Below are 14,792 nucleotides of genomic sequence, written 5' to 3'. Positions count from 1 at the left end.
GCACCGCACGGCCCAACCCTCCCCGGCGGCCCGGGTGTTCAGCACAGCCCGTGCCCCGGGGTCAGGACGGACCGCGGATCGTAGCGCCGCTTCGCCTGTGTCAACTCCTCCCAGGCGGCCCCGAAGTGGGTCCGCCAGTCGGCCGCGGACATCGGCAGGTTGTTGACCGGGTAGGCCACCGCGCCGCGCGCCCGCGCCAGCTCGTAGACCGCGCGGTTGGCCGCGATCAGCCGGTCCCGGGTCTCCGGGTCGCCGTCCGGGGCGGTGCGCAACAGCGCGAAGAGGTACATCAGCTCCCCCGGCGGCCTGCGCACCAGCGGCGTGCGGAGCAGCGCGGTGGGCACCGGGTAGAGCAGGGCCAGCCCGGACGGGCCGAGATCCGCGCCGCTGAGCCCGGCGAGCGTGTCCGTGACGATCTCCTCGGCCCTGTCCCCGGGAAGGAAGAGGTTCAGCCACGGGTGCGGATGGAACCACTCCCCGGTCGAGCGCAGCAGTTCCTCTCCGGGCGCCATCCGGTGCAGGAACTCGCCGTAGCCGAGCTCCTCCACCTCCTCGGTGCCGCGCTCGTGGGCGAGGTCCGCCAGCAGTCGGCGGTCCTCCGCCGGCCCCGCGGAGTCGTACGCCACGGCCTCCAGCATGAAGCGCCACCCGCCGTCCGCCGCAGCCTCCGGTTGCCCTTCGAGGTAGTCGAACCGGCGGTCGCGGGCCAGCCGACGTTGGTCCGCCAGGAAGGGGGCCAGGTGGGGGTAGCGGAGCTGGTGGCGGCGGACCCGGGACGGGGCCGGGACCAACCGCAGGGTGGCCCGGACGATGACGGCGCACTGGCTGAGCCCGCCGCGCACCGCGTCGAACAGCTCCGGGCGGTGCTCCGGCGAGCACCTCACCTCCTCCCCCGCCCCGGTCACCACGTCCAGCGCCAGCACCCCGTCGGTCTGTAAACCGTGCTGGTGGCTCATGCCGCCGATGCCGCCAACCGAAAGGGTGCCGCCGACGCTGGTGCCGAGGTAGTCGGTCAGCACCGGTGGGGTCCGGCCGAGCGGCAGGGTGGCCGCCACCACCTCGGACCAGAGCGCCCCGGCCTCCACCGTCACGGCGTCCTCGGTCACCCGGAGCACCCGGTCGAGGCCCCGCATGTCGATCACATACCCGCCGGCGGCCTGCCCCTGGCCGTGCAGCGAGTGCCCGCCGCCGCGCGCCGCGACGGGGATGCCGTGCGCCCCGGCGGCGAGCAGCACCTCCCTGACGTCCCGTATCGAACCGGGTGTCAGCACGGCCAGCGGTGGCCGGGAGACGGTGTGACCGAAGTCCTCGGCCGCCCAGGGCGGTATGCGCGCTCCCGTGCGCAGCGCTCCGTCGACGTCCTGTGCGGTGATCATGCCGTGGGCCCTCCGGGGGTGCGGGGTGCAAGGGGTGCGGGTGCGGGGTGCAGGAGTGCGAGTGCGGGGTGCCGGGGCGCGGGCTCCGGCGCTTTCCCCGTGTGCGGGGCCGCGCTGCGCACCTGGCCCGACGTCACTCACTGTTGGCAGCTCGCGGTGCCGGGCCTGCCGGCGGCCGTCGTGGCCATGGACGAGGCCGTCGACTTCGTCCGCGGCCGGCTGACCGCCGATCAGCCGGCCAGGTCCGCACGCTGACATCCTGCCCCGTCCGCGCAACGGCACGGATACCGGTCCGCGGCGGTCCGCGGCGTGTGTGTCCATCCGTACCCCCCGGGTGTGCGTGGCGGTCGAGTCCCCGCGCATCCAGAGTGCCGGGCCGGCGAGCTCCCGCCCATGGCCCTGGACCCCTGTCGTGGGGTGGTGTTGGCAACACCCCACCGTGGGGTTCAGCCACCCTCGGGTGGGGTTCAGCCACCATCGGGTGGGGGTTCAGCCACCCCGGGGCCGGGGAGGGCAGTCCACGGGCTCAACCACTCGGGTCATTCCGCCCCGTAGACCGGCTGGGGCGGCTCGGCGGAGGCGAGCAGTCGGGTGGCGGCGGCGCCGGCCTCGGCCGGGGTCCAGCGGGCTCCCTTGTCGACGGTGGGGCCTGGGCGCCAACCCTCCATCACGGTGATCCGCCCGGCCTCCGCCGCGAAGACCCGGCCGGTGACGCCGGCACAGGCGGCTGAGCCCAGCCACACCACCAGAGGGGAGACGTTCCCCGGAGCCATCGCGTCGAAGGCGGTCGGGTCGGCGGGCGCGGCCATCGTCTCCGCGAAGACGTGCTCGGTCATCCGGGTGCGGGCAGCCGGGGCGACGGCGTTGACCTGGACCCCGTACCGGCCCAGCTCGGCCGCCGCGACGAGGGTGAGGCCGACGATCCCGGCCTTGGCGGCGGAGTAGCCGCTCTGCCCCACGCTGCCCGCCAGCCCCGCTCCCGAAGCGGTGTTGACGACCCGGGCGACGGGCTGCCGCCCCGCCTTGGCCTCGGTTCGCCAGTGCGCCGCGGCGCTCCGGAGCGGCAGGAAGTGCCCGGTGAGATGGACGCGCAACACGGCCTCCCAGTCGGCCTGGTCGAGGTTGACCAGCATCCGGTCCCGGACGAACCCCGCGTTGTTGACCAGGGTGTCCAGCCCGCCGAAGGCGTCGAGCGCGGTGGCGACCAGGGAGTCCGCGCCGTCCACCGTGGCGATGTCGCCGGCGTGCGCGACGGCCTGGCCGCCGCCCGCCCTGATCTCCTCGACCACCCGCTGGGCCGGGTCGGCGGAGCCCCCTTCCCCGTCCGGACGCACACCCAGGTCGTTGACGACGACGCGCGCCCCCTCGGCGGCGAAGGCGAGCGCGTGGGCGCGGCCCAGCCCGCGACCCGCGCCGGTGACGGCGACGACGCGCCCCGCGCAGACTCCGTTCACCACGGTTCCTCTCGTGTCATCACGGCTCCTCGTTCAGGTCGTGGGTGCGTTGGCGGCGGCGAGGAACGCCGGGCGCTCACCGCCGCCGTGGACGTGCAGACTCGCCCCGCTGATGTACGCGGCCAGGTCGGAGGCGAGGAAGACGCAGGCGTCGCCGGCCTCGGCGGGCTCCGCTAGGCGGCCCATCGGCACCGTGCGGCCGACCGCGGCGACCCCCTGTTCGTCCCCGTAGTGCATCGCGGTCCGTTCGGTGCGGACCATGCCGAGGACGACGGTGTTGACGCGCACGGTCGGCGCCCACTCCGCGGCCATGGACCGGGCAAGGCTCTCCAGCCCCGCCTTGGCCGCCCCGTACGCCGCGCTGCCGGGCGAGGGCCGGCTGCCGCTGACGCTGCCGATCATCACGATGCTCCCGCCGCCGCGCTGCTCCCGCATCTGCGCGTAGGCGGCGAGCGAGGCGGTCAGCGGTACGAGGAGATTGAGCTCGACGACACGGACGACATGGCCCGCGGTGGCGTCCGCGAGCAGCCGATAGGGGGTGCCGCCGGCGTTGTTGACCAGGGTGTCCAGCCGTCCGTAGTCCTTCCCGAGCCGCGCGAAGAGCGCCTCCGCCGCGGCCGGGTCGCGCAGGTCGGCGGGGAGGAAGCGGGCGGTGCGGCCGTCCGTAGCGACGGGGTGGTCGGGCGGTCGGCGCGCGCAGACCACCACCTCCGCGCCCGCGGCGAGCAGGGCGCGGGCGATGCCCGCGCCGACGCCGCGGGTGCCCCCGGTGACCAGCGCGACGCGGCCGGAGAGGTCGATGGTGACGGCCAAGGGGCACCTCCCGCGGCGCGCGATCCGCTGCTACCTTCGCACCTAACAAACGTTTGGTGGAAAGGTAGCGGATCTGCTCATGGGTGTCTCCACCACCGTTCCCGAACCGGGCGTCGCCGTGGTCGCCGTGGACTATCCCCCCGTCAACGCCCTTCCCGTGCGGGGCTGGTACGACCTGGCCGACGCCGTCCGCCGCGCGGGCGCGGATCCCGGGAACCGCTGCGTCCTGCTGACCGCCGCCGGCCGGGGTTTCAACGCCGGTGTCGACATCAAGGAGTTACGGCGCGCGGCCGGTCACGCGGCGCTGCTCGGGGCCAACCGGGGCTGCGCCGCCGCCTTCGCCGCCGTCTACGACTGCGAGGTGCCGGTCGTCGCCGCCGTGCACGGCTACTGCCTGGGCGGCGGCATCGGCCTGGTGGGCAACGCGGACGCGATCGTGGCCAGCGAGGACGCGGTCTTCGGGCTGCCCGAGCTGGACCGCGGCGCGCTCGGCGCCGCCACACACCTGGCTCGCCTGGTCCCCCGCCACCTGATGCGCGCGCTGTACTACACCTCGCGCACCGCCACCGCGGACGAGCTGCACCGGCACGGCTCGGTGTGGTCGGTGGTGCCCCGCGCGGATCTGGACCGGACAGCCCTGGCGCTCGCCCGCGAGATCGCCGCCAAGGACGGCACGCTGCTGCGGCTCGCCAAGGCGGCCATCAACGGCATCGAGGGCCTGGACGCCGTCGACGTGCGGCGCAGCTACCGCTACGAACAGGGCTTCACCTTCGAAGCGGCGCTCGACGGCGTCGCCCAGCGGGTCCGTGACGCCTTCGACGACCGGGAGCGACGGCCATGACCGGGAACGACACACCCCCGGAGGTCGGGGGCACGGGCGCCACCGTCGCGGACGCCACGGAGCCGCCCGCCGCCGACGCGGACGCACACGCGGGCACGGGTGCGGGTGCAGGCACGGGCACGGCCGCGGGTGCCGTACGCGCGGACAAGACCATGACCGCCGACGAGGCCGTCGGACGACTCTCCAGCGGCATGACCGTCGGCATCGGCGGCTGGGGTGCGCGGCGCAAGCCGATGGCGCTCGTGCGCGCCCTGCTGCGTTCGAACGTCACCGATCTGACGGTCGTCTCCTACGGAGGCCCGGACGTCGGTCTGCTGGCCGCCGCCGGCCGGATCCGCAGGCTCGTCACGGCCTTCGCCACGCTCGACTCGATCCCCCTGGAACCCCACTTCCGCGCGGCACGGCAGCGGGGCGACCTCGAACTGACCGAGCTGGACGAGGCGATGGTGATGTGGGGGCTGACCGCCGCCGTGCACCGCGTGCCCTTCATGCCGGTGCGGGCCGGGCTCGGCTCGGACGTGATGACGGTCAACCCCGGTCTGCGCACCGTCAGATCGCCCTACGGGGACGGGGAGGAGTTGGCCGCCGTGCCGGCGCTGCGGCTGGACGCCGCGCTGGTGCATCTCAACCGCGCGGACGCGCAGGGCAACGGCCAGTACCTCGGCCCCGATCCGTACTTCGACGACCTGTTCTGCGAGGCGGCGACGGAGGCGTACGTGTCGTGTGAGCGCGTGGTGGCCAGCGCGGACCTGCTGGGCGCGGAGCGGCCCGCCGGCGACCGCGCGGGAGCCGGCACGGTCCGCGCGAGCGGCGATTCAGGCGATGCGGACAACGGCACGGCCCGCGCGAGTCGCGGTTCACGCGGTGCGGACAACGGCACGGCCCGCGCGAGTCGCGGTTCACGCGGTGCGGGCGACGGCACGGCACGCGCGGGGGGCGTTCCGGGCGGCGGTTCGGGTGAAGGCCGACCCAGGCTGGGAGGCGGTGCGGGCGACACCGCCCCGCGCGGAGCGGGCGTACCGCAGACGCTGCTCCTGCGTCGCGACGCGGTCACCGGCGTCATCGAAGCCCCCCGTGGCGCGCATTTCACCTCCTGCGCCCCGGACTACGGCCGCGACGAGGCGTTCCAGCGCGCGTACGCCGTGGCGGCCGCCGACCCCGCCGCCTGGCGGGAGTTCACCGCGCGGTTCCTGTCCGGGACCGAGGACGACTACCAGGCCGCCGTGGCGGCCTTCACCGAGGAGGACGCGTGACCGCCACCCGCGCCGAGTACTGCGTGGTCGCCTGCGCCGAGGTGTGGCGGGGGGCGGGCGAGATCCTCGCCAGCCCGATGGGCACGGTGCCCGGCATCGGCGCCCGGCTGGCCAAGGCCACCTTCTCGCCCGGCCTGCTGCTCACCGACGGTGAGGCGATGCTCGTGGGCGCCGAGCCGGGCGTCGTGGAGGGTTGGCTGCCGTACCGGCGGCATCTGGCGCTGGTCACCGGCGGCCGACGGCACGTGATGATGGGCGCCGCCCAGCTCGATCGGCACGGCAACCAGAACATCTCCTGCATCGGCGACTGGAAGCAGCCCCTGCGGCAGTTGCTGGGCGTGCGCGGTGCCCCGGTCAACACCCTCAACCACCCGACCAGTTACTGGATCCCCCGGCACACCCGCCGGGTCTTCGTCGAGCGGGTCGACATGGTCTGCGGCGTGGGGTACGACCGCGCGGCCGCCGCCGGCCCCTCGGCCACCCGCTACCACCACATCCATCGCGTCGTCACCGACCTCGCCGTGCTCGACTTCGAGACCCCCGACCGCACCATGCGGCTGCGCTCGCTGCACCCCGGCGTCGGCGTCGACCAGGTGCGGGAGGCGACGGGATTCCCGCTGGCGGTGCCCGACGAGGTCCCGTACACCCGCGAGCCCACGCCTGAGGAGCTGCGTCTGATCAGGGACGTGCTCGACCCGCGCGGGGCCCGCCATCGGGAGGTGCGGGCGTGACCGCCGCCCCGCCCGCACTGCCGACCGCGCTGACCCGGCTCACCGGCGTGCGCCATCCGATCGTGCAGCCGGGCATGGGCTGGGTGGCCGGGCCCCGGCTGGTCTCCGCCGTGGCCGACGCCGGGGCGCTGGGCGTCCTCGGTTCCGCGACCATGACCCCGGAGCGGCTGCGGGCGGCGGTGCGCGAGGTCAGGTCCCGTACGGACGCGCCCTTCGGCGTCAATCTGCGCGCCGACGCCGGTGACGCGGCCGAGCGCGTGCGCATCCTCATCGAGGAGGGGGTGCGCGTCGCCTCCTTCGCGCTCGCCCCCTCCCGCGCGCTGATCGCCCGACTGAAGGACGCGGGTGTGGTCGTCATCCCGTCGGTCGGCGCCCGCCGGCACGCCGAGAAGGTGGCGGCCTGGGGCGCGGACGCGGTCCTGGTGCAGGGCGGCGAGGGCGGCGGACACACGGGAGGGGTCGCCACCACCGTGCTGCTGCCCGAGGTCGTGGACGCCGTCGACATCCCCGTCATCGCCGCCGGCGGCTTCTGCGACGGGCGCGGGCTCGTCGCCGCGCTCGCCTACGGCGCGGCCGGCGTCGCCATGGGCACGCGCTTCCTGCTGACCTCCGACAGCACGGTCCCCGACGCCGTCAAGGCCCGCTATCTGGCGTCCGCGGCGGCGGACGCCATCGTCACCACCCGGGTGGACGGGCTGCCCCATCGGATACTCCGCAGCGAGCTCGTGGCCTCCCTGGAGCGCTCCGGCCGGGCCGCCGCGCTGTTCCGCGCCGTGCGGCACGCCGCGTCCTTCCGGCGGCTGTCAGGGCTCGGCTGGGTGGAGTTGCTGCGCGACGGCGCGGCGCTGCGGCGTGCCCGGGGTCTGTCGTGGAGCCAGGTGCTGCTGGCCGCGAACACCCCGATGCTGCTGAAGGCGTCCATGGTGGACGGCAGGACCGATCTCGGGGTGATGGCCTCCGGGCAGGTCGTCGGCCGCGTCGACGACCTGCCGTCGTGCGCGGAGCTGGTCGGACGCGTCATGACCGAGGCGTCCGAGGTGTTGTCCCGGCTCCCCGCGCGGGGGTGAACCCGCCACGCGGGCATGACGGTCGACCGCGTCCCGCGCGGCGGCCGTCGGCGCGCGGGGAGCGTCACGCGCCCGCGCGGGTGAGCCGGTGCCGCGGGGGACTCCGGCGCGCCGCTCGCCCGCGCGGGCGAGCGGATTCCGCGGGCGACACTCCGGGGCCTCGCGCGGACACGCGGATGAACCGATTCCGCGCGCGGCACTACGAGGCCCCCACACCCCGTACAAGAGGCCCCCGCACCCCGCACCCCGCACGAAATGAGCCGATTCCGCGCGAGGCGCCCTCACACTCACCCGAGCGCGCCCTCACGCCCGCCCGGGCGCACGCTCCCGCCCACGCGGCTGCCGTACGGAACCCCGGCCCACCGCGACGGCGCGCTCAGAGCCGTTCGATGATCGTCACGTTCGCCTGACCGCCGCCCTCGCACATCGTCTGGAGCCCGTAGCGGCCGCCGGTGCGCTCCAGTTCGTGCAGGAGGGTGATCATCAGCCGGGCTCCGGTGGCGCCGAGGGGGTGGCCCAGGGCGATGGCTCCTCCGTTGACGTTGACCCGCGCGGGGTCGGCGCCGGTCTCCTTGAGCCAGGCGAGCACCACGGGGGCGAACGCTTCGTTGATCTCGATCAGGTCGACATCGTCGATGGTCATGCCGGTGCGGCGCAGGGCGTGGGCGGTGGCCGGGATCGGGGCGGTGAGCATCCGGATCGGGTCCTCGCCGCGTACGGACAGGTGGTGGACGCGGGCGCGCGGCGTCAGGCCGTGGTCGCGCACCGCGCGTTCGGAGGCGAGGAGCATCGCGGCGGCGCCGTCGGAGACCTGGGAGGCGAGCGCCGCGGTGATCCGGCCGCCCTCGCGCAGCGGCTTGAGGGCCGCCATCTTCTCGCGCGAGGTGTCGCGGCGGGGACCCTCGTCGGCCGACGTCTCCCCGTACGCCGCGATCTCGCGGTCGAAGCGGCCCTCGTCGGCGGCGCGCACCGCCCGCTGGTGGGAGCGGAGGGCGAACTCCTCCATCTCCTCCCGCGAGATGTCCCACCGCTCGGCGATGAGCTCGGCGCCGTGGAACTGGGTGACCGGTTGGTCGCCGTACCGCGCCCGCCAGCCCGTGGAGCCGGCGAACGGCCCCTCGCACAGCCCGAGCGGCTCGGTGGCCTGCCGGCTGGCGAAGCCGATCGGCACCTGGGACATGTTCTGCACACCGCCGGCGACCGCCAGGTCCTGGGTGCCGGAGAGCACGCCCTGGGCGGCGAAGTGGACGGCCTGCTGGGAGGAGCCGCACTGGCGGTCGACCGTCACCCCGGGCACCGATTCCGGGAGTCCGGCGGCCAGCCAGCTGGTCCGCGCGATGTCCCCGGCCTGCGGGCCGACCGCGTCCAGGCAGCCGAAGACGACGTCGTCGACGGCGGCCGGGTCACAGCCCGCGCGGTCCATCAGCGTGCGCAGCACGAAGGCGCCGAGATCGGCCGGGTGCACGGCGGACAGGGCGCCGCCGCGCTTGCCGACGGGCGTGCGTACGGCTTCGACGATGTATGCCTCGGTCATGGCCGCTCCTCCGTTCGTGGAGATGGTCCCGGGCCGGACGGCGGCGGCCGTGGTGCGCAGCGGCCGTGGACGCCCGTGCGGGCCCGGTCGTGGGGGTGTGTCACTCGCGCGGCGCGATGCCGTCCAGCACCATGGACAGATACTGGCGGGCGATCTCCTCGGGGCTGTGCTGCCCGCCCGGCCGGTACCACGAGGCGGCGACCCAGACGGTGTCGCGCACGAAGCGGTAGGCGAGTCGGATGTCGAGGTCGGCGCGGAAGGCCCCGACCGCCACACCGCGCTCCAGGGCGCCCAGCCACGCCTTCTCGAACCGCACCTGCGACTCGGCGAGGTAGCCGAAGCGCGGCTGCGCGGACAGTTGTCTGGACTCCTTCTGGTAGATGGCGACCGCCGCGCGGTGCCGGTCGATCTCCCGGAAGGACTCGGTGACGAGCGCCTCGATCGTCTCCCGGGGGCCGAGGTCGGCGGCGAGCACCGCGTCATAGCCGGCCCACAGCTCGTTCAGGAAGGTGGAGAGGATCTCGTCGAGCATCGACTCCTTGGAGTCGAAGTGGTAGTAGAGGCTGCCGGCCAGCATGCCCGCCTCGTCCGCGATCCGGCGGACGGTGGTCGCGTTGTAGCCCTGGGCGGCGAACACCTCGGCGGCGGTGTCCAGCAGCTCCCTGCGCCGCTCCGGTGCGGCGCTCACGGCGGTCTTCTTGATGTTCGGCACGCGGCCATTGTCGCCTCACGGGTGCTGCCCGCTCACGGACACCGTCTCGCCCGTCATGTACGAGGAGTAGTCGCTGGCCAGGAAGACGATGACATTGGCGACCTCCCACGGCTCGGCGGCCCGACCGAACGCCTCCCGTTCGACGAGATCGGTGAGCACCCGCGCGGTGGTGACCTTCGCCAGGTGCGGGTGCAGGGCCAGGCTCGGCGCGACCGCGTTGATCCGCACCCCGAAGACGGCCGCCTCGACGGCGGCGCAGCGGGTGAGCGCCATGACGCCGGCCTTGGCCGCCGCGTAGTGGGCCTGGCCGGCCTGGGCGCGCCAGCCGAGGACGGAGGCGTTGTTGACGATGACGCCGCCGCGGCCGTCCGCGCGCATCCGGCGCAGCGCGGCGCGGGTGCAGCGGAAGGTGCCGTTGAGGGTGGTGTCGACCACGGCGTGCCACTGCGTGTCGGTCATGTCCGCCAGTTCTGCGGTGCCGCCGAGCCCCGCGTTGTTCACCACGATGTCCAGCCGTCCGTGGCGCTCCCGCGCGAGGTCCAGCAGTGCGGCGACGGCGTCCTCCCGAGTGACGTCGCACGCCATGCCCGCGACGCGCTCCGCGCCGAACTCCTCGGCGAGCGCCCCGGCCGCCCGCGCGGTGCGGGGTGCGTGGGCGTCGCCGATGACGACCCGGGCCCCCTCCTCCAGGAAGCGGCGGGCGGTGGCGCCGCCGATGCCGCTGCCCGCGGCGGCGGTGATGACGGCGGTGCGCCCGGTGAGCAGACCGTGTCCCGGGACGTACCGCGCCCTGTTGTCCGTCACATGCGCACGGTAACCTACCAAACACTTGTTAGGGAAGGAGTGCGGCGCTCCATGGACCTGGACCCCAGCCCGGACGAAGCGGCCTTCCGCGCGGAGGCGCGGTCCTGGCTGGCCGCGCACGTCCCCACCGCCCCGCTGCCCTCGCTGGAGACCGCCGAGGGCTTCGCCGCGCACCGCGCGTGGGAGCGCATCCTGGCCGCGAACGGCTGGTCGGTGGTCTCCTGGCCGCGGCGCTACGGCGGCCGGGGGGCGTCGACCACCGAGTGGCTGCTCTTCGAGCAGGAGTACTACGCGGCCGGGGCGCCCGGCCGTGTCAGCCAGAACGGCACCCAACTGCTGGCCCCCACCCTCTTCGCGCACGGCACCGCCGAGCAGCGCGCCCGGGTACTGCCGCCCATGGCCGACGGCGAGGTGATCTGGGCCCAGGCATGGTCCGAGCCGGAGGCCGGCTCGGACCTCGCGGCGCTGCGCGCCACCGCCCGGCGGACCTCCGGAGGCTGGCTGCTGTACGGGCAGAAGACCTGGTCCTCACGGGCGGCCTTTGCGGATCGGGCCTTCGGACTGTTCCGCGGCGGGCCGGCGGGCGAGCGCCCGCACCAGGGGCTGACGTATGTGATGTTCCCGCTCGACGCGCCGGGGGTGACGGTGCGCCCGATCCGCCGACTCGACGGCAAACCGGCCTTCGCCGAGCTCTTCCTGGACGGCGTCTTCGTCCCGGACCGCGATGTGATCGGCGAGCCGGGGCAGGGCTGGCGGGTGGCGATGAGCACCGCCGGCAGCGAGCGCGGGCTGACGCTGCGCTCGCCGGGGCGGTTCACGGCGGCCGCCGCGCGGCTGGCGGCGCTGTGGCGGGAGCGCGCCGACCCCGCCGACACGGCGCTGCGCGACCGGGTCGCGGACGCGGTCATCGCCGCCCGCGCGTACCACCTGCGCGCCTGCGCGACCGCGACACGGGAGACCGAAGCGGCCGCCTCGCGGGCGGCTGAGACCCGGGCGGGTGAGGCACGGGCGGCTGAGACACGGAGCGGCACGCGCGCCTCCGCGCGGGCTACCGTCCGGCGAGCCGCGACCGCCGCCACCGCGCGGGCGGCCGATCGCCAGAGGGCCGACAACCCCGCCGAGGCCAGTGTCAACAAGGTCTTCTGGTCAGAGCTGGACCTCGCTCTGCATGAGACGGCGCTGGATCTGTTGGGGCCGTACGGGGAGCTGTCGGACGCGGCCGCGGACGCCCCTGGGGGTGGCCGCTGGGCCGAGGGCTACGTCTTCTCGCTGGCCGGGCCGGTCTACGCGGGCACCAACGAGATCCAGCGCGACATCATCGCCGAGCGGCTGCTCGGCCTGGACCGGGGGCGCCGATGACGGCGGGCGGGCTCGGGGGCGCGCATGTGGTTTGACCTGGACGACGCACAGAGGGAGTTCGCCCGGACGCTGAACCGGATGCTGTCGGCCGCCGACACCCCGGCGGTCGCGCGCGCCTGGGCGGCGGGCGAGCACGGCCCCGGCCGCGCGCTGTGGACCCGGCTCTCGGACGCCGGCGTCTTCGCCCTGGCCGTACCGGAGGCGTACGAGGGCGTGGGCCCGCTGCCGGTGGAGTTGGCGGTCGCGCTGATCGAGGCCGGGCGGCACGCGGTGCCGGGGCCACTGGTCGAGACGGTCGCCGCGTCGGCCCTGCTGACAGCCCTCGCCGAAGAGGCGGACGCCTCCGCCGGGGATCCAGGCGACAACGCCCAGGCCCTGGGCGGCACCACCCCGAGCACGGGCGACACCCCCCGGAACCCGGACAGCACCACCCCGAGCACGGGCCACAACCCCCGGAACCCGGACAGCACCACCCCGAGCACAGGCGAGAACCCCCAGAACCCAGACAGCACCGCCCCGAGCACAGGCCACAACCCCCAGAACCCAGGCAGCACCACCGGCAACGCGGACGACGCGACCAAGGACGCGCACGACACCGCCAGGGGCCCGGACGACATCACCGAGTCGTCCGCCCGCGCGGCGGCCGGGTTCTGGCTGCCGCGAATCGCCTCCGGTCGGGCCTCGGTCACGCTGGCCGCCCCCGCCGGCGGCCCGTACGCGCTGGACGCGGACGCCGCGGACGCGGTGTTCGTCGTCGAGGCCGAGGGGCCGACGCTGCGACTGGCGGCCGGGCACAGCCCGGTGCAGCCCTCCTTCGACCCGGCGCGCCGGCTGGCCCGACCGGTCCCGGCCGGCACGGTGCTCGCGCGGGGCCGCGCGGTGGCGGCGGCGACCGCGCGGGCCACGGACTGGGCCGCCTTCGCCACCGCGGCCCAGACGCTGGGCGTGGGGCTGACACTGCTGGATCGCACCGTCGCATATGCGAAGCAGCGCGCTCAGTTCGGCCGCCCGATCGGCTCCTTCCAGGCGGTCAAGCACCGGCTGGCCGACGTGCACGTGGCGCTGGAGTTCGCCCGTCCGCTGCTGTACGGGGCGGCGGTGGCGCTGGCCCGCGGGGCGCGGGACGCCGGTGCCGCGGTCGCCGCCGCCAAGGTCGCGGCGGGCGAAGCCGCGTACGACGCCGCGCGGGCGGCGCTTCAACTGCACGGGGCGCTCGGTTACACGGACGAGTACCCACTGTCCCTCTGGTTCCGGAAGGCCCGTGCTCTCCGGATGGCCTGGGGCAGCCCCGCGCACTGCCGTGCTCGCGTGCTCGCCGGCTGACCCGTCCGCTGACCCGTCTGCTGACATGTCCGCTGGCACGTCGGCTGGCAATGTCGGCGGCATCCCCGTCCGCCGACGACCACCCCGGCCACCCCCACTTCTGGTCACTCCATGAAGCCGCAGGTCAGCCAAGAGTAGCCACCATGTATTAGTGAGACTTTGATGACATAAAAGATCGCCTGAATGTGACGCCCGTCACCGACTCGCCGTACACGCGGAAGTAATGTGACAGACATGATTCCGCTCGTCCGCCGCCGCTACGTGGACTTCGTCCGCGTCACGAGCATGTCCTGTTTGCGCACTGGCTGACCCGTCACCCGTCACCTACCGTTCCCCGCGAACGGTCACCTCCCTTCAGCCTTCACCCGGTGCCGCGCCGTGTCTCACCCGGACACCGTCGCGGTGCGGCCCGCCCATCAGCGGACCGCGCCGGGCCTCAACCTCGCGGATGTACCCATGTCGCAGCAGCTGCCCGTGATCGATCTCTCCGCCGCCTCCCGCGGGCCGGAGGCCCGTGCGCGACTGCACACCGAACTCCATGCGGCCGCCCACGACGTCGGCTTCTTCCAGCTGACCGGCCACGGCATCACCGACGCGGAGACCGCCGAGCTGCTGCGGGTCATGCGCGACTTCTTCGCGCTCCCCGAAGCCGACCGGCTCGCCATATCCAACCTGGAGTCCCCGCACTTCCGCGGCTACACGCGGATCGGCGACGAGCACACCGGGGGCAGCCGGGACTGGCGCGACCAGCTCGACATCGGGGCCGAGCGGCCGCCGCGGATCCCCGGCCCGAACGACCCCGCGTACTGGTGGCTGGAGGGCCCCAACCAGTGGCCCGAGGCCCTCCCCGAGCTGCGCACCACCGCCCTGCGCTGGGTCGACCGGCTGAGCGACATCGCGAACCGGCTGCTGCACGAGCTGTTGGCGTCGATCGGCGCGCCGCCGGACTTCTACGACGACATCTTCCGCGACGAGCCGCATCTGCACCTGAAGATGGTGCGCTACCCGGGGCGGGCTCCCGACGGCGCCGACCAGGGCGTGGGCGCCCACAAGGACTACGGCTTCCTGACGCTCCTGCTCCAGGACGACATCGGCGGGCTCCAGGTGGAGCGGGCCGACGGCGCCTTCCACGACGTGCCCCCGATCCCCGGGGCGTTCGTGGTCAACCTCGGCGAGCTGCTGGAGGTGGCCACCGACGGCTATCTGAAGGCCACGCACCACCGGGTGGTCAGTCCGCCCAGCGAACGCGAGCGCTTCTCGGTGCCGTTCTTCTACAACCCGCGTCTGGACGCCCGGGTCAAGCCGCTGCCGTTCGCCCACGCGCAGTCGGCGCCCGGCGCCACCCGCGACCCGAACAACCCCCTGTTCGCGGAGTACGGCCGCAACGAGCTCAAGGGCTGGCTCCGCGCCCACCCCGGTGTCACCCGGCGCCACCACGCCTCGCTCCTGGAGGAGAACGCGTCGGCGGCCTGACGCCGGTCTGCGGCGGTACGAGACGGCTTCCGGCGGCACCCTCACCACGCTC

General features: G+C 74.6%; 13 protein-coding genes and 2 pseudogenes. 9 read left to right on the top strand and 6 right to left on the bottom strand.

Annotation, left to right across the window (positions count from 1 at the left end; translation table 11 throughout):
- Nucleotides 1–38: 38 nt before the first annotated feature.
- Nucleotides 39–1,376 carry an FAD-binding protein gene (locus LRS74_RS31630; protein ID WP_277744222.1) on the bottom strand — a complete coding sequence of 446 codons (1,338 nt, stop codon included), beginning with the start codon at nt 1,374–1,376 and terminating at the stop codon, nt 39–41.
- Nucleotides 1,377–1,475: 99 nt separating this feature from the next.
- On the opposite strand from LRS74_RS31630, the gene LRS74_RS31625 reads away from it, so the two are divergent.
- Nucleotides 1,476–1,631, top strand: a complete 156-nt coding sequence (locus LRS74_RS31625; RefSeq protein WP_277744221.1) for a hypothetical protein — start codon at nt 1,476–1,478, stop codon at nt 1,629–1,631.
- 284 nt (nt 1,632–1,915) lie between these two features.
- On the opposite strand, the gene LRS74_RS31620 is transcribed toward LRS74_RS31625, so the two are convergent.
- Nucleotides 1,916–2,830, bottom strand: coding sequence for an SDR family oxidoreductase (locus tag LRS74_RS31620; protein WP_277745019.1), 915 nt, complete (start codon nt 2,828–2,830; stop codon nt 1,916–1,918).
- 33 nt (nt 2,831–2,863) lie between these two features.
- Nucleotides 2,864–3,643, bottom strand: a complete 780-nt coding sequence (locus tag LRS74_RS31615; protein ID WP_277744220.1) for an SDR family oxidoreductase — start codon at nt 3,641–3,643, stop codon at nt 2,864–2,866.
- Between the two features lie 79 nt (nt 3,644–3,722).
- Here LRS74_RS31615 and LRS74_RS31610 point away from each other — a divergent pair, with 79 nt between their 5' ends.
- From LRS74_RS31610 to LRS74_RS31590, 5 genes and pseudogenes are all read left to right on the top strand, one after another.
- Nucleotides 3,723–4,484 carry an enoyl-CoA hydratase family protein gene (locus LRS74_RS31610; protein ID WP_277744219.1) on the top strand — a complete coding sequence of 254 codons (762 nt, stop codon included), beginning with the start codon at nt 3,723–3,725 and terminating at the stop codon, nt 4,482–4,484.
- 191 nt (nt 4,485–4,675) lie between these two features.
- Nucleotides 4,676–5,236, top strand: a pseudogene (locus tag LRS74_RS31605) (CoA-transferase); the annotation flags it as partial.
- Between the two features lie 267 nt (nt 5,237–5,503).
- Nucleotides 5,504–5,737 (top strand): annotated as a pseudogene (locus LRS74_RS31600) (acyl CoA--acetate/3-ketoacid CoA transferase subunit alpha); the annotation flags it as partial.
- A complete protein-coding gene (locus LRS74_RS31595; protein ID WP_277744218.1) occupies nt 5,734–6,468 on the top strand; it encodes a CoA-transferase in 735 nt (244 codons plus the stop codon). The pseudogene LRS74_RS31600 and the gene LRS74_RS31595, both read left to right, overlap by 4 nt.
- Nucleotides 6,465–7,535, top strand: a complete 1,071-nt coding sequence (locus LRS74_RS31590) for a nitronate monooxygenase (RefSeq protein ID WP_277744217.1) — start codon at nt 6,465–6,467, stop codon at nt 7,533–7,535. The genes LRS74_RS31595 and LRS74_RS31590 overlap by 4 nt, the downstream gene beginning before the upstream one ends.
- A gap of 376 nt (nt 7,536–7,911) precedes the next feature.
- Here the strand turns inward: LRS74_RS31590 and LRS74_RS31585 are convergent, their stop codons facing one another.
- From LRS74_RS31585 to LRS74_RS31575, 3 genes are all read right to left on the bottom strand, one after another.
- Nucleotides 7,912–9,069: an acetyl-CoA C-acetyltransferase gene (locus LRS74_RS31585; RefSeq protein WP_277744216.1), complete on the bottom strand. Its 1,158-nt coding sequence runs from the start codon at nt 9,067–9,069 to the stop codon at nt 7,912–7,914.
- A gap of 100 nt (nt 9,070–9,169) precedes the next feature.
- Entirely contained in the window at nt 9,170–9,781 is a 612-nt protein-coding gene (locus tag LRS74_RS31580) for a TetR/AcrR family transcriptional regulator (RefSeq protein WP_277744215.1), read from the bottom strand.
- A 15-nt stretch (nt 9,782–9,796) separates the two neighbouring features.
- Nucleotides 9,797–10,585, bottom strand: a complete 789-nt coding sequence (locus LRS74_RS31575) for an SDR family oxidoreductase (RefSeq protein WP_277744214.1) — start codon at nt 10,583–10,585, stop codon at nt 9,797–9,799.
- 51 nt (nt 10,586–10,636) lie between these two features.
- Between LRS74_RS31575 and LRS74_RS31570 the strand changes: the two genes are divergently transcribed.
- The 3 genes from LRS74_RS31570 (at nt 10,637) to LRS74_RS31560 (ending at nt 14,740) form a co-directional block, all read left to right on the top strand.
- Complete coding sequence (locus LRS74_RS31570; RefSeq protein WP_277744213.1) at nt 10,637–11,944, top strand: acyl-CoA dehydrogenase family protein; 1,308 nt, start codon at nt 10,637–10,639, stop codon at nt 11,942–11,944.
- A gap of 24 nt (nt 11,945–11,968) precedes the next feature.
- Nucleotides 11,969–13,267 carry an acyl-CoA dehydrogenase gene (locus LRS74_RS31565; RefSeq protein ID WP_277744212.1) on the top strand — a complete coding sequence of 433 codons (1,299 nt, stop codon included), beginning with the start codon at nt 11,969–11,971 and terminating at the stop codon, nt 13,265–13,267.
- Nucleotides 13,268–13,723: 456 nt separating this feature from the next.
- Nucleotides 13,724–14,740, top strand: a complete 1,017-nt coding sequence (locus tag LRS74_RS31560; protein ID WP_277744211.1) for a 2-oxoglutarate and iron-dependent oxygenase domain-containing protein — start codon at nt 13,724–13,726, stop codon at nt 14,738–14,740.
- Nucleotides 14,741–14,792: the final 52 nt, after the last annotated feature.

The organism is Streptomyces sp. LX-29 (assembly GCF_029541745.1).
Lineage (GTDB): Bacteria > Actinomycetota > Actinomycetes > Streptomycetales > Streptomycetaceae > Streptomyces.
This window is presented reverse-complemented; position numbering and strand designations above follow the sequence as displayed.